Below are 13201 nucleotides of genomic sequence, written 5' to 3'. Positions count from 1 at the left end.
CGCTGGTGATCATCTCGGCGTGCCGGACCGCGCCGGACGCGTCGAGCAGCAGCGCCCACCCGCCGAGCAGCCGCGCCAGCCGCCGCACGAGCGCGCCCGGCCCGGTGAGCGCGGCGCGGGTCAGCTCCCGCTGGGCCTGGAAGGCGCGGGTGACGTCCTCGTACCACTCGGCGGCCAGCATCCGCGAGACCGCCTTGCCGATCGCGATGAAGGGGGTGGGGCGCGGCACCTCCAGCAGCGCGAGGCCCCGGTCGCGGGCGGCGGCGAGCAGTTCGGGCGGGACGTCGGGGTGGATGACGCCGACCGCGAAGCCGAGCCCCGCGACGCCCCGTCCCACGAGCCGGTCGACGTAGCCGGCGGCGCCGCCGGGGGTGAGCCGCATGCCGGTGGTGAGGACGAGCTCGCCGCCCTCCAGGAACGGGGTCGGGTCCTCCAGCTCGCTGACCGCGACCCACACGACGGGCGCGTCCGGCAGGGCGCCGGTGAGGGAGCGCAGGCCGAGCTGGGGGAGGGCCGCCACGGCGGCCAGCGTCGGCGGCACCCGGACCCCTCCGTCCCGTGTTCGGCCCTCTTGTGTTCAGCGCGTCCAAATCTTTGGACGGATTTCGCCGTCCCGTACGGTTCATCGTAGGGGCCGTTCGGCTTATGTTCGCGCCATGACCAGCCAGAACCTGAGCGGCGGCGAGCGCCTGCCGCAGGAGCGACGCGTCGTGACCGAGATCCCGGGGCCGCGGTCCCGGGAGTTGCAGGAGCGCCGCGCCGCGGCGGTGGCGCCGGGCGTCGGCAGCGTGCTGCCGGTGTACGTGACGGACGCGGGCGGCGGGGTGGTCGTCGACGCGGACGGCAACTCGCTGATCGACTTCGGCTCCGGCATCGCGGTGACGGGCGTCGGCAACGCCAATCCGCGGGTCGCCGCGCGGGTGAAGGAGCAGGCGGACCGGTTCACCCACACCTGCTTCATGGTGGCGCCGTACGAGTCGTACGTGGCGGTGTGCGAGAACCTGAACCGGATCACGCCCGGCGCCCACGAGAAGCGGTCGATCCTGGTCAACAGCGGCGCGGAGGCGGTGGAGAACGCCGTCAAGATCGCCCGGTACGCGACGGGCCGGCAGGCGGTCGTGGCGTTCGACCACGGCTACCACGGCCGGACGCTGCTGACGATGACGCTGACCGCGAAGAACATGCCGTACAAGCAGGGGTTCGGCCCGTACGCGCCCGAGGTGTACCGGATGCCGCTCGCCTACCCGTTCCGGTGGCCGACCGGGCCGGAGAACTGCGGCCCGGAGGCGGCGGCGCAGGCGATCGACCAGATCAGCAAGCAGATCGGCGCGTCGAACGTGGCGGCGGTGCTGGTCGAGCCGATCCAGGGCGAGGGCGGGTTCATCGTGCCGGCGCCGGGGTTCCTGCCGGCGATCGCGGAGTTCTGCCGCGCGAACGGGATCCTGTTCATCGCCGACGAGGTGCAGACGGGCTTCGCGCGGACGGGCGACATGTTCGCCTGCGAGCACGAGGGGATCGTCCCGGACATCGTGACCACCGCGAAGGGCATCGCGGGCGGGCTGCCGCTGGCGGGCGTCACGGGGCGCGCCGACATCATGGACAAGGTGCACGGCGGCGGGCTCGGCGGCACCTACGGCGGCAACCCCCTCGCGTGCGAGGCGGCACTCGCCGTGCTGGAGGAGATCGAGGAGGGCAAGCTCACCGAGCGGGCCCGGCGGATCGGGGAGACCATGCTGCCCCGGCTGCGCGCGCTCGCGGCGAAGCACGAGGCGATCGGGGACGTGCGGGGCCGCGGCGCGATGATCGCGATCGAGCTGGTCAGGCCCGGCACGAAGGACCCCGACCCCGAGCTGACCGCGGAGATCGCGCGCCGCTGCCACGCCCGCGGCGTGCTGGTGCTGACCGCCGGGACGTACGGCAACGTGCTGCGCTTCCTGCCGCCGCTGGTCATCCCGGAGCACCTGCTCGACGAGGGGCTGGACGTCATCGAGGAGGCGTTCGCGGTCTGACCGCGCGACGCCCGTCGGCTGCTCCGACGCCCGTCGGCTGCTCCGACGCCCGTCGGCTGCTCCGACGCCCGTCGGCTGCTCCGACGCCCGGCGGCTGCTCGGCCCCCGGGGCATCCCACGTCAACGGCGTTGTGCCGCCGTCCACCGGCGGCACTACGCCGTTGACGTGGGATCGGCTTCGAGGTCAGAGCCCGCTGGCGGCGGGCGGCTCGGCGGCCTTCAGGTCGTACAGGTCCGCGAGGATCTCGTAGGACCGGATCCGGTCGGCGTGGTCGAACACCTGCGTCGTCACCATGACCTCGTCGACGCCGGTCTTCTCGATCAGCGCGTCCATCTGCCGCCTGACGGTCTCGGGACCGCCCATGACCTGGTCGGCGAGGCGCGAGTCGATCATCTGCCGCTCCAGCGGCGTGTACGGGTGCGCGGCGGTCTCCTCCGGGGTGGGCAGCTTGCCCGGACGGCCCTGCCGCAGCCGCAGGAACGCCAGCGCCTGCGGCGCCGCCAGCTCGCGGGCCCGCTCGTCCGACTCCGCCGCAGTGACCGACACGCCGATCATCGAGTACGGCGCGTCCAGCATCCCCGGGCGGAACGACTCGCGGTACAGCGCCAGCGCGGGCAGCGTGTTCTCCGCGCTGAAGTGGTGCGCGAACGCGAACGGCAGCCCGAGCAGCCCCGCCAGCCGCGCGCTGTACCCGCTGGACCCGAGCAGCCACACCGGCGGCTCGTTGCCCGCCGCCGGCGTCACCGTGCTGTCCTCGGCGAAGTAGCCCCGCAGCTCGATGACCTGCTCGGGGAAGTCGTCGACCGACAGCGCCTCGGGGGAGCGGCGCAGCGCCCGCGCGGTCGCCTGGTCGGTGCCGGGCGCCCGGCCGAGGCCGAGGTCGATGCGCCCGGGGAACAGCGCCTCCAGCGTCCCGAACTGCTCGGCGATCACCATCGGCGCGTGGTTCGGCAGCATCACCCCGCCCGACCCGACCCGGATCCGCGACGTCGCCGCCGCGACCTGCCCGATCAGGACCGACGTCGCCGAGCTCGCGATGCCCGGCATCGTGTGGTGCTCGGCCAGCCAGTACCGGTGGAAGCCGAGGCCCTCGGTGCTCCGGGCGAGGTCGAGGGTGTTGCGCAGGGCGTCGCCGGACGTGGCGCCGCTCACCACGGGCGCCAGGTCGAGGACGGAGAAGGGGATGCTCATAAAGAGTGCAAACCCGCCGGGGCTCCGCCCTCTTCCCGGGTCAGCCCCGCAGCGCCGCCACCGCCGCCCCGGCGGCGACCGCGATGATCAAGGGCACGGTGATGCTGATCCACGACCAGTTCACCAGCCGGCGCGCGCGGGCGGCGTCCGCGGCGAAGACCCCCTCGGCCTTGGTGTACAGCACGGCGCCGACCACGACCAGCGGGAGGAACGCGAACGTGGTGAGCAGGCCCAGGACGAACGCGACCGTCTGGCCGACCCGCGTGTACGTCCCGTCAGGACCGATCCCGAACGCCAGGCGGGGAGCTGCTTCGTTCATGCGCGCACCGATCACTAGAAGTGTGACCTGGATCATACGCTCCGTGAGCGGCGGCGCAAGGGGCCCGGACGTCTCGATTCGGACGCCCGGGCCCGGCGGGATCAGTGCAGGCGCAGGCCGACCAGGACGGGGTCGTGGTCGGACGACCGGAACGCGTCCGGCCGGTAGAAGCGCGGCTGGTTGTACTCGGTGTTGTAGTCGAGGAACGTCGGCTCGTCGCTGTTGACGTGCCAGATCGTCGCGCCCGTCACCCGCTTCGCCAGGGCGGCGCCCGCGAGCACGTGGTCGAGCTCCCCGGACATGCCGTCGAAGACGTAGGAGTAGCGCTGCGCGGGCCGGACGAACCGCTCGGTCTGCCCGGCGAGCCCGGCGCCGGCCAGCACCTTGATCGGGTCCTCGGCGGTGTAGCTGTTGAGGTCGCCGATGACGAGCGGATTCTCCTCCTGGGCGGCGAGCGCGGCGACCGCCTTCGCCTGCACGACGCGGTGGGCGTTGAAGCAGCCCTGCCCGTCGCCCTGATCGGTGTCGGCGCCGGTCGCGCCGGTGCAGCCCTTGGACTTGAGGTGGTTCACGATCAGCGTGAACCGCGTGCCGCCGTTGACCGGCTGGAACTCCTGCGCCAGCGGCGGGCGCTCGAACACGGCCTGGTCGGACGAGTGCGCGGCGCCGACCGGCGTCAGCTTCGCCGGCTTGTAGATGATCGCGACGTGGATCGCGTCGGTGCCGGGGTTCGGGTTCTCGATCCAGGAGTACGTCCCGGCGCCGACGGCCTCGTTGAGCCGGTCGACCAGCGTCTTCAGCGCGCCCGTGTCGCCGTTGTTCTCGACCTCCATCAGCCCGGCGACGTCCGGGTCCAGGCCCTTCAGCGCGGCGACGAGCTTGGCCAGTTGCCGCTCGCGCTCCTCGGCGGTGTTCGCGCCGCGCTGGTTCAGCGTGGTGAACCAGTTGAGGGTGTTGAAGCTCGCCACGCGGACGTCGCCGCCGACGGGCCGCGGCTTCTTCGGCTGCGGGTTGTCGTTGGCGAAGTGCGCCGCCTTCGTGGGCTGGAGGGCGTAGGCGCCGAACTGGTAGGTGAGGACGCCGGTCAGCCCGGACGTGGTGTCGCCGATCCGCAGGACGCGCTTGTCGGTGTACGGGATCGTCGCCGGGTCCTGGACGTTCGACCCGTCGTCGACGAGGAGTTGCCGCGCGTCGTTGTCCGCCTGCGTGGAGCCGTGACCATCGGTGGGCTGGAACAGGCGGCCGCCAGCGGAGACGGTGATCTCGCCGTAGCGGCCGAGCTGGTAGGTCTCGGTGGCGGTGAGCTTCTGCGGGAAGCGCAGCAGCTCGCCCTCGTACCGTTCGAGGTCCGCGCCGTCCGCCAGCGGCAGGCGCACGTTCTCGGGCGCGGCCTTGCCGCGGCCGCACACGTTCACGGTGGTGACCGGGGACAGTTCGGTGAGGCCGTTGTACTCGGTGGCCTTGCCGGTGACGAGGACCCGGTCGCCGGGCCGCACCTCCTGGGTGGAGTAGACGAAGAGCCCGTCGGAGGTGCGCGGGTCGCCGTCCGGCGTCGGGTCCTGGACGAAGAAGCCCTTGAGCTGGTCGGCGCGCTGGAAGTCGCCGGTGACGACGCCCTCGACGCGGACGGTCTGCCCGCGCAGGGGGGACGCGTCCCCGGTGCCCTGCACCTCGGCGATCTGGTGGGTGGCGGGAGTGCCGCAGGTCTCCGGCTCCGCCGCGGCGGCCGGTCCGCCGCCGGCCGCCATGGCCGCGGCGATACCGGCGGTCAGGACGGTCGCTAGTGCTGCTGCTGTTCGGCGCATGCGCGGGACGGTACGGCCCGGCCGCCCCGACCCGGCGAACCATTAATGAAGACTCCACCAATTTGCAATGGCTTGTCGCATTTCGGAGGGCGTGCGACGCGCCGCTGCGCCCTCGGACCTCACGTACCGCACCGACGGCGGCACCCGCCGCCGCGAACGCCCGGCCCGCCGGACGGGACGGCCCGCGCGGTGGGCGGGACGACGGGCCGGAGGACTGGCGGGAGGACGCCGACGGGCGTTCACCCTGCCCGGCCGTTTTTGACTTGGTTGCTAATAAGGGCGCCCGACCCTGTGACGCATCTTCATTCCGCGGCGCGCCGCCCCTGGGGGACAGTCATCAGCATTCACTTTCCGGACCCACCCCTGGAGCGAGGAATGCGACTTCGGACCCTGTTCACCACCGCGGCGCTGGGGGCCGCCCTGGCCGTGCCCGCGGTGTCGACCGCGCCGCAGGCCGTGGCCGCGCCACCGGGCTGCGACGCCACGGACGCGCAGATCTACGCCGCGTCCTCGGCGGTGACCGGGAACCCGGGCGACCTGCTCGCCTGCCGTCCGGCGAAGCTCACCAACATCCCCGGCGACGTGCCGATGCACGCCTGGAAGGTCAGGTACGTCTCGACCGACGCCAAGGGGCGCAAGATCGCCGTGTCCGGGACCGTCGCGGTGCCGGACGCCGAGTGGAAGGGCGGGGGCTCGCGGCCCACCGTCGCCTTCAACCCCGGAACCCTCGGCTCCGGCCTGCAGTGCGCGTTCTCCAAGCAGCTCGCCGGCCAGTACGTCGACATGTACGAGGGCGGCAACCTGCAGCTGATGCTCAAGGCCGGGTACGCGGTCGCCGCCACCGACGGCGTCGGCTACCTCGACGGCCAGGTGCACACCTACATGATCGGCGCGAACGCGGGGCACGCGCTGCTCGACATCGTCCGCACGTCCCGGCAGATCCCCGGCGGGACGCTGAAGGCGGACGGGAAGGTCGGCATCTCCGGCTACTCCGAGGGCGGCGCCGCCGCGCTGTGGGGCGCGCAGCTCGCCGCGTCCTACGCGCCGGAGCTGAACGTGGTCGGCGCGGCGGCGGGCGGCGTGCCCGGCGACCTGAAGCTGACCGCCAAGCAGCTCAACGGCAGCCTGTTCGCCGGGTTCCTCGCGGACGCGCTGGTCGGCCTGCACGCCGCCTACCCGGAGATGCCGTTCGACGAGCTGATGAACGACAAGGGCGCGCAGGCGATCAAGGACGTGAAGGCCAACTGCCTGTACGGGACGCTCGCGGTGTTCCTCGGCGCGAAGGTCGAGAACTTCTCCAAGCAGGGCCTGTCCCTCGACCAGATCTACGCGCTCAAGGGCCCGGACGGGACCACCTGGGGCGACATCGTCGACCGGCAGAAGCTCGGCGTCGGCGTCGGCACCCCGTCCTCGGGCGCCACGTACAAGATCGGCTTCCCGGTGTTCCAGTACCGCGGCTGGCTGGAGGAGATCATCCCCCACGAGACCGAGGACGGCACCCGCGCGGCGTACTGCGCGGCCGGGATCAACACGACCTGGAAGAACACCTACCCGACCGAGCACCTGTCGACCGACTGGGGCGCCGCCGGGGACGTGACGAACTTCCTCGGCGACCGGTTCGCCGGCAAGCCCGTCCAGAGCAACTGCTGAACCGCCGCCCCGCCCGCGGGGCCGGACGGCCGGGACGACCGGCCGCCCGGGACCCGCGGGCGGGGCCTCCGCACTCATGTCTCTAAGGAGTCCGCAATGACAGCGGGTGTCGCCGACGTTGGCAGCCGAACCCCGCAGCCCGACATCTCCGGCACCGTGCCGCTGCCCGAGCGCATCGCGGTCGTGGTGTTCGTGGCCGCGCCGATCATCGGGCTGCTGGCGGCCGTCCCCTTCCTGTGGGGCTGGGGGATCGGCTGGACGGACATCGCGATCTTCGCCTTCCTCTATCCGCTCAACGCCCTCGGGATCACGGTCGGCTACCACCGGCACTTCACACACGGCGGCTTCAAGGCCAAGCGGTGGCTGCGGATCGCGCTCGCCGTCCTCGGCGGGCAGGCGATGCAGGGGTCGGTCGTCCGGTGGGTCGCCGACCACCGCCGCCACCACAAGTACTCCGACCAGGAAGGCGACCCGCACTCCCCGTGGGCGTACGGGCCGGGCGTGTGGGGCCTCACCAAGGGGCTGTACCACGCGCACATCGGCTGGCTGTTCAGCAAGGAGCGCACGTCCCGCAGCAAGTACGCGCCCGACCTGCTCAAGGACCGCGACATCCGGTTCCTGTCCCTCGACCCCGTCTACGCGGTGATCGTGCTCTCGACGTTCCTGGTCCCGATGGGCCTCGGCGCGCTGCTCACCCGGTCCTGGCACGGCGCCGTGACCGCGCTGTTCTGGGCGGGCCTGATGCGGGTGTTCGTCGGCGAGCACGTCACGTTCTCGATCAACTCGATCTGCCACGTCTTCGGCAAGGAGGACTTCCGGACCCGCGACAAGGCCCGCAACGTGTGGTGGCTCGCCATCCCGTCGTTCGGCGAGTCCTGGCACAACCTGCACCACGCCGACCCGACCTGCGCCCGGCACGGGGTGCTGAAGGGGCAGATCGACATCAGCGCCCGCGTCATCTGGCTCTTCGAGCGGCTCGGCTGGGTCTGGGACGTCCGCTGGCCCGACCGCGAGCGCCTCGAATCCCGCCGCGTCCGCCGCGATGGACGCACCGGTGAACCCGCCGGCGCGCCGGCCGCCGCCGACGCCGTCTCCTCCTGACTCGTCCCTCCCGTACCAGGAGCTTTGAGCATGACCGACCTCCCCGCGCTCGACCGCACCCCGCTGATCGAGCGGCTCGCCCGGTTCGCCAAGGACTTCCCCGACGACCGGGCCTACACGTTCATGGACTACATGACCGACCCGGACGGCGTCGCCACCGACGTCACCTGGGGCGAGCTGGACCGGCGCGCCCGCGCGATCGCCGCCGCGATCCGCCGCGCGACCTCGCCGGGGCGGCGCGTCGCGCTGCTCGCCCCGCAGGACCTGCACTACGTCACCGGGTTCCTCGGCGCGATGTACGCCCGCGTCATCGGCGTCCCGCTGTTCTCCCCGGACCTGCCCGGCCACGGCGACCGGCTCCTCGCCGTCTACCAGGACGCCGAGCCCGATGCCGTCATCACCACCAGCGCGTCGCTGCCGGCGGTCCGCGCGTTCCTCGCCGGCGACGGCGTCCGCGAGCCCGCCGAGATCATCGTGGCGGACGAGGTGGACGGCGCGCTCGACTGGACGCCCGAGCCGATCGACCCCGACGACGTCGCCTACCTGCAGTACACGTCCGGGTCCACCCGCACCCCGGCGGGCGTGATCATCACGCACGGGAACTTCGCGACCAACGCCGAGCAGCTGTGGCGCACGTTCGAGGGGATCCCGCGCGAGTCGTCCGGGGTGAACTGGCTGCCGGTCTTCCACGACATGGGCCTGGTCACGACGGTCGCGCTGCCGCTCGTCTACGGCAACCCCGGCGTGATCATGGACCCGGTGGCCTTCGTCATGCGGCCCGTCCGCTGGCTGGAGCTGCTCAGCGAGCAGAAGCACGCCTTCACCGGCGGCCCGAACTTCGCCTACGAGTACCTGACCGCGCAGGTCACCGCGGAGGAGAAGGCGAAGCTCGACCTCAGCGGCGTGCAGGTCTTCATGAACGGCGCCGAGCCGATCCGGGAGAGCACGCTCACCGGGTTCTACGAGGCGTTCAAGGACTGCGGGCTGAAGCCCGAGGCGCAGGTGTGCGCGTACGGCCTCGCCGAGGCGACCGTGTACGTGTCGGCGTCGTCGCGGTTCCGCGAGCCGACCCGCGCCGCGTTCGACCACGAGGCGCTGCGCCGCGGCACCGCCGAGCCCGTCGCCCCGGACGCGCCCGGCGCGATCCAGCTGATCGCGTGCGGCACGTCCTTCGGCCAGCACACGATCATCGTGGACGCCGAGACGGGCGTGCGGAAGCCGGACGGCTCGGTCGGCGAGATCTGGGTGCACGGCCCGAACGTCGCCGCCGGCTACTGGGGGCGCCCGGAGGCGACGAAGGAGACCTTCGAGGCGGAGCTCAAAGGCGGTTCCGGGGGGTCTGGGGGGTCGTCCCCCCAGGAGGCGCACGGGGACACCGGCGGCCTGCCGCGCGGGCCGTGGCTGCGCACCGGCGACCTCGGCGTCCGGCACGGCGGCGAGCTGTTCGTCACCGGCCGGATCAAGGACCTGGTCATCGTCGACGGCCGCAACCACTACCCGCAGGACATCGAGTTCACCGTGTCCAACGCGCACAAGGGCATCCGCCGCGAGTACACCGCCGCGGTGGCGGTGGACACCGGCGACACCGAGGGCCTGGTCGTGGTCGCCGAGCGGAACCGGCGGGTGCCGATCGCGCTGCTGGACGTCGACGAGGTCGCGCAGGCCGTGCGCACCGCCGTGAAGCAGCAGCACGACCTGCGCGTGCACGACTTCGTGCTGATCGAACCGGGCGGCATCCCGCGCACCAGCAGCGGGAAGATCGCCCGGTCGGCGTGCCGGAAGGCCTACCTCGACCGGACGCTGCCGTACGTGACCGTCCCGGCCCGGGAGGAGTAGCCGCCGGGATCAGTGCTCGCCGTCGCCGGCGTCGCGCAGCCAGACGGGGAGCAGCAGCATCAGCTCCAGCCGCAGCGACGGGTCCTCGATGTCGTAGTCGAACAGGTCGTGCAGCTGCGCGAGCCGGTACCGGACGGTCTGCGGGTGCACGCACAGCGCCTCGGCGGCGTCGGTGGCGTTGAACCCGTGCTTGAGGCATTCGAGCAGGGTCAGCGCCAGCCGCCCGCCGCGGTGCGGGCCGAGCTCGGTGAGCGGCGCGAGCCGGCGCCGCGCCGTCGCCTCCGCGAGCGTCCAGCCCTCCTGGAGGAGCAGCTCGGGCAGGTGCCGGTCCGCGCGGACGAGCCGTCCGGCCGGGGCGCCGCCCCGCCGCGTCCGGCCGCCGGGCCCGTCCTGCTCGCGGTTCCTCGCGGAGGGCGGGTCCTGCTCTCCGGCGGGGTTCGCGGCGCCGCCGAGCCGCCCGGCGGCCATCAGATCGAGCGTCCGGTGCGCCCAGTGCAGGGACACGCCGGCCTCCTCCAGCGGCACCGACGGGCCGATCGCGCCCGTCCATCCGGCGACGGTGGCGGTGAGCCGGTCGGCGCCGCCGGGCCGGTCGGGGTCCGGCATGACCAGGCACGGGCGGCCCCGGTCGACGCCGCCGAGCAGGAACGGCGGCAGCCCGGCCGGGCCCTCGCCGCCGCTGCCGGGGCGGGGGGCGAGCACGATCACGGCGATCCGCTCCGGCAGCGTCCAACCCGCGAGCCCGGCCTGCTCCACGACGATGTCGCGGGGCGCGGGCGGCTGCGACAGCAGCAGGCTGAGCAGCCGGCCGCGCCGCTGCTCCCGTTCCCCGGCCGCCTTCTCCCTCGCCCGCGCGTACCCCTGCGCGGCGGCGGAGGCGAGCAGGTCCAGGTAGGCGAAGTTCACCTCGGTCAGCGCGATCGCCAGCTCGCGCGGCTTCTTCAGCCGGTCGGCCTCCCGCGACAGGTACCGCCACGCCGTCCGGGACGCGACGCGCAGCGCGTTCTGCAGGTGCTCCAGGCTGCGCCCCTCGACGGCCTCGCCGTAGCCGATGTCGAAGAAGACCTGGTGGACCTCCTGCCAGGGCGTGTCCGGGTCGGCGATCATCTGCACGAAGTGCCCCATGCCCTGCGCGACCGCGCTCCGGATCACCTCGGTGTAGACGGGATCGTCCGGCCGGGCGTACTCGGGGACGTTGCGCAGCACCCCCTCGACCATGGTGTCGACCAGGTCCGGAAGGTGGGGCCGCATCCACCGGGCCTCCTCGCGCGGGACGTCCCGCCAGGGCTGGGACGACAGATCGTCGGTCTCGGCCGACCCTTCGTGCAGCTCCGTCAAAGTGTCACCTCCGTGAGCGGACACCCGGGCCGCCAGGCTAGGTAGCCCGCGTTTCCCGCGACACTCACAGGAGTGACAACCCCGGCCCGCGTTTGGTACGGGACGGATTGATTTCGCGCAGCGGAATAAGAAGGCCGGCGGCCCCCGGGCAGGAGAGCACAAGAAACGCCGCGATCCTTTGTCACCTTTCGTGGAAAAAGGAGCCCGCCGGCTACAGGGGCGGCAGGGTGAGGAGCACCACGGCGGCGCCGGCGGCGGCCAGCCCGGCCACCTGACCGGCCGACAGCCGTTCGCGCAGCGCGGTGACGCCCCACAGCACCGGCACCACCGGATACAGCGACGACAGGACCACCGCGATCACCACGAGCTGGCGCCCGGTGGCGAGCAGGTAGAGCGCGAGCGCGGCCGCCGCGACGGTGCCCGTCGCGACCGCCCACGCCGTCGTCCGCGCGCCGGGGAGTCGCGGCGCCCGCGATCGCACGAGCATCGGCGCGATCGTCAGGAGGGCCGCCACGCGCCCGACCGCAACCGGCCACAGGCCCGAATCGCCACCGGCCCGCGCCAGGGCCAGGTACTGCACGCCGATGCCGGCGCTCGCCACGAGCCCGTTGACGACCGCCGACCGCACGCGGTCGCGTTCGTCCGATCGGGACCGGGACACCAGCCAGAGGGCGGGCAGGACCACCGCGATCCCCGCCCAGGCCATGGCCGAGGGCCGGTCTCCGAGAAACGCCACGCCCGCCAGGACCGGAAGCGCGACGCCGCCGACGGCGCTGACGGGGACGACCACGCTCATCGTCCCGCCGCTGATGCCCCGGTACAGGAACACCATGGCGATTCCGGTGCCGATTCCGGACGGCGCGCCCCACGCGAGGTCGTGCCACGCGAATTCCCGCACGGGGACGAGAAGGGAGAAGACGGCCGCGCAGGCGAGGCCGCCGGCCTGCCCGAGGAACGCGACCGTGCGGAAATCCGCCCGCCGCGACAGCAGCCCGCCCGCGACGTCCGCGATGCCGTAGCAGAGCGCCGACGCGAGGGCGAGGACCGCGCCCGTCACGACGCTCCCGGTGCGCTCTCCTCGCCGTTCCGTCTCGCGAGGGCGTCCCGTCCCGCGAGGGCGTCCCTTTCGGCCTGCCCCACGGGGCAGACGGCGCCGTCGGTGCAGCATCCGCGGTCGCACAGGCGGCACATGACGTCCGCGTCGCCGATCTCGGCGTAGAGGCGGGCCAGGAGCTTGCCGAGCAGGGCGCCCAGCAGGTCGCGCTCGCTCGCGTCCAGGCCGGCGAGCGCGGTGGCGAGCGGCTCGCCGCGCGCGGCGAGCATGGCGCCCACCGCCTCCTCGCCGGCCGGGGTCAGCCGCACCTGGACGCCGCGTCCCGGGCCGCGCTCCCGCTGGGCGAGCCCCGATGCCTCCAGGCCGTCCAGCATCCGGGCGGCGGCGGACTGCGTGAGCCCGACGCGCCGCCCGAGCTCGGTGACGCCGAGGCCAGGCGCGTGCGCGAGGACGACCAGCGCCCCCGCGCCGCTGGCGCTCACTCCGGCGGCCCGGGTCGCGCCGGCGAGGGCGAGGTCGGTGACCGCGAGCGAGGCGGCGCCGAGCAGGTTCGCGAGACGGTCATGCATGACTCATGCATAACAAGCCCGGCGGGGCGGCGCAACCCCCGGCGGGAAGGGCCGGAGGCCCGGCGCGGGTTCGTTTGGCGTGCGCCCCTGAGGGGTAACCCCTGCTGGTCTCGTGCGCCGCACCCGATCTCCTGCGGCGCCGCCCGCAACGGAGGTCGCCGCATGGATCGTGGACCCGCGCCGGTTCCGGCGCCCCCCGGCGAGCAGGACGAGCGGCGGCGGATCCCGCGCACGGACGCGGTGCTCGCCGACCCGCGGCTCGCGGAGGCGGCGGCGCGGCTCGGACGCGGCGTGGTGAAGGCGGCGGTGGTCGCGGCGCAGCGCCGCA

The 13201-nt window shown here is 73.4% G+C and carries 12 protein-coding genes; 5 read left to right on the top strand and 7 right to left on the bottom strand.

Annotated features, from left to right (window positions below; genetic code table 11):
* A partial coding sequence (locus tag amrb99_RS48010) for a PucR family transcriptional regulator ligand-binding domain-containing protein (protein ID WP_190868788.1) occupies window positions 1–541 on the bottom strand: 541 nt, incomplete at its 3' end.
* Between the two features lie 115 nt (window positions 542–656).
* Between amrb99_RS48010 and gabT the strand changes: the two genes are divergently transcribed.
* Complete coding sequence (gabT, locus tag amrb99_RS48005) at window positions 657–2009, top strand: 4-aminobutyrate--2-oxoglutarate transaminase (protein ID WP_190868787.1); 1353 nt, start codon at window positions 657–659, stop codon at window positions 2007–2009.
* Between the two features lie 184 nt (window positions 2010–2193).
* Here gabT and amrb99_RS48000 read toward each other — a convergent pair whose 3' ends face one another.
* From amrb99_RS48000 to amrb99_RS47990, 3 genes are all read right to left on the bottom strand, one after another.
* A complete protein-coding gene (locus amrb99_RS48000) occupies window positions 2194–3201 on the bottom strand; it encodes an LLM class flavin-dependent oxidoreductase (protein WP_190868786.1) in 1008 nt (335 codons plus the stop codon).
* Between the two features lie 40 nt (window positions 3202–3241).
* Window positions 3242–3520 (bottom strand): hypothetical protein, encoded by a 279-nt coding sequence (locus amrb99_RS47995; protein WP_190868785.1) that lies wholly within the window; start codon window positions 3518–3520, stop codon window positions 3242–3244.
* Window positions 3521–3621: 101 nt separating this feature from the next.
* Window positions 3622–5325 (bottom strand): ExeM/NucH family extracellular endonuclease, encoded by a 1704-nt coding sequence (locus amrb99_RS47990; protein WP_190868784.1) that lies wholly within the window; start codon window positions 5323–5325, stop codon window positions 3622–3624.
* Window positions 5326–5700: 375 nt separating this feature from the next.
* Between amrb99_RS47990 and amrb99_RS47985 the strand changes: the two genes are divergently transcribed.
* The 3 genes from amrb99_RS47985 to amrb99_RS47975 all read left to right on the top strand — a co-directional run bounded on the left by amrb99_RS47985 (window position 5701) and on the right by amrb99_RS47975 (window position 9912).
* Window positions 5701–6975 carry a lipase family protein gene (locus amrb99_RS47985; RefSeq protein WP_190868783.1) on the top strand — a complete coding sequence of 425 codons (1275 nt, stop codon included), beginning with the start codon at window positions 5701–5703 and terminating at the stop codon, window positions 6973–6975.
* Window positions 6976–7071: 96 nt separating this feature from the next.
* Window positions 7072–8076, top strand: coding sequence for an acyl-CoA desaturase (locus tag amrb99_RS47980; RefSeq protein ID WP_190868782.1), 1005 nt, complete (start codon window positions 7072–7074; stop codon window positions 8074–8076).
* A gap of 30 nt (window positions 8077–8106) precedes the next feature.
* Window positions 8107–9912, top strand: coding sequence for a fatty acyl-AMP ligase (locus tag amrb99_RS47975; RefSeq protein ID WP_190868781.1), 1806 nt, complete (start codon window positions 8107–8109; stop codon window positions 9910–9912).
* 9 nt (window positions 9913–9921) lie between these two features.
* Here the strand turns inward: amrb99_RS47975 and amrb99_RS47970 are convergent, their stop codons facing one another.
* From amrb99_RS47970 to amrb99_RS47960, 3 genes are all read right to left on the bottom strand, one after another.
* Window positions 9922–11250 carry a helix-turn-helix domain-containing protein gene (locus amrb99_RS47970; protein WP_241756640.1) on the bottom strand — a complete coding sequence of 443 codons (1329 nt, stop codon included), beginning with the start codon at window positions 11248–11250 and terminating at the stop codon, window positions 9922–9924.
* Window positions 11251–11461: 211 nt separating this feature from the next.
* Complete coding sequence (locus amrb99_RS47965; RefSeq protein WP_206700398.1) at window positions 11462–12307, bottom strand: DMT family transporter; 846 nt, start codon at window positions 12305–12307, stop codon at window positions 11462–11464.
* Window positions 12304–12873, bottom strand: coding sequence for a MarR family transcriptional regulator (locus amrb99_RS47960; RefSeq protein ID WP_190868779.1), 570 nt, complete (start codon window positions 12871–12873; stop codon window positions 12304–12306). The genes amrb99_RS47965 and amrb99_RS47960 overlap by 4 nt, the downstream gene beginning before the upstream one ends.
* Between amrb99_RS47960 and amrb99_RS53595 the strand changes: the two genes are divergently transcribed.
* Window positions 12868–13201: hypothetical protein (locus tag amrb99_RS53595; RefSeq protein ID WP_347257181.1), on the top strand; the 334-nt coding region annotated here is incomplete at its 3' end. The genes amrb99_RS47960 and amrb99_RS53595 overlap by 6 nt on opposite strands.

It is taken from the genome of Actinomadura sp. RB99 (genome assembly GCF_014706005.1).
Classification (GTDB): Bacteria; Actinomycetota; Actinomycetes; order Streptosporangiales; family Streptosporangiaceae; genus Spirillospora.
This window is presented reverse-complemented; position numbering and strand designations above follow the sequence as displayed.

Excerpts from the sequence above, each read along its gene's own strand:
- amrb99_RS47960 (WP_190868779.1), bottom strand. The coding sequence starts at position 12,873 with ATGCATGACCGTCTCGCGAACCTGCTCGGCGCCGCCTCGCTCGCGGTC.
- amrb99_RS47980 (WP_190868782.1), top strand. The coding sequence starts at position 7,072 with ATGACAGCGGGTGTCGCCGACGTTGGCAGCCGAACCCCGCAGCCCGAC.
- amrb99_RS47985 (WP_190868783.1), top strand. The coding sequence starts at position 5,701 with ATGCGACTTCGGACCCTGTTCACCACCGCGGCGCTGGGGGCCGCCCTG.
- gabT (WP_190868787.1), top strand. The coding sequence starts at position 657 with ATGACCAGCCAGAACCTGAGCGGCGGCGAGCGCCTGCCGCAGGAGCGA.
- amrb99_RS47990 (WP_190868784.1), bottom strand. The coding sequence starts at position 5,325 with ATGCGCCGAACAGCAGCAGCACTAGCGACCGTCCTGACCGCCGGTATC.
- amrb99_RS48000 (WP_190868786.1), bottom strand. The coding sequence starts at position 3,201 with ATGAGCATCCCCTTCTCCGTCCTCGACCTGGCGCCCGTGGTGAGCGGC.
- amrb99_RS47995 (WP_190868785.1), bottom strand. The coding sequence starts at position 3,520 with ATGAACGAAGCAGCTCCCCGCCTGGCGTTCGGGATCGGTCCTGACGGG.
- amrb99_RS47975 (WP_190868781.1), top strand. The coding sequence starts at position 8,107 with ATGACCGACCTCCCCGCGCTCGACCGCACCCCGCTGATCGAGCGGCTC.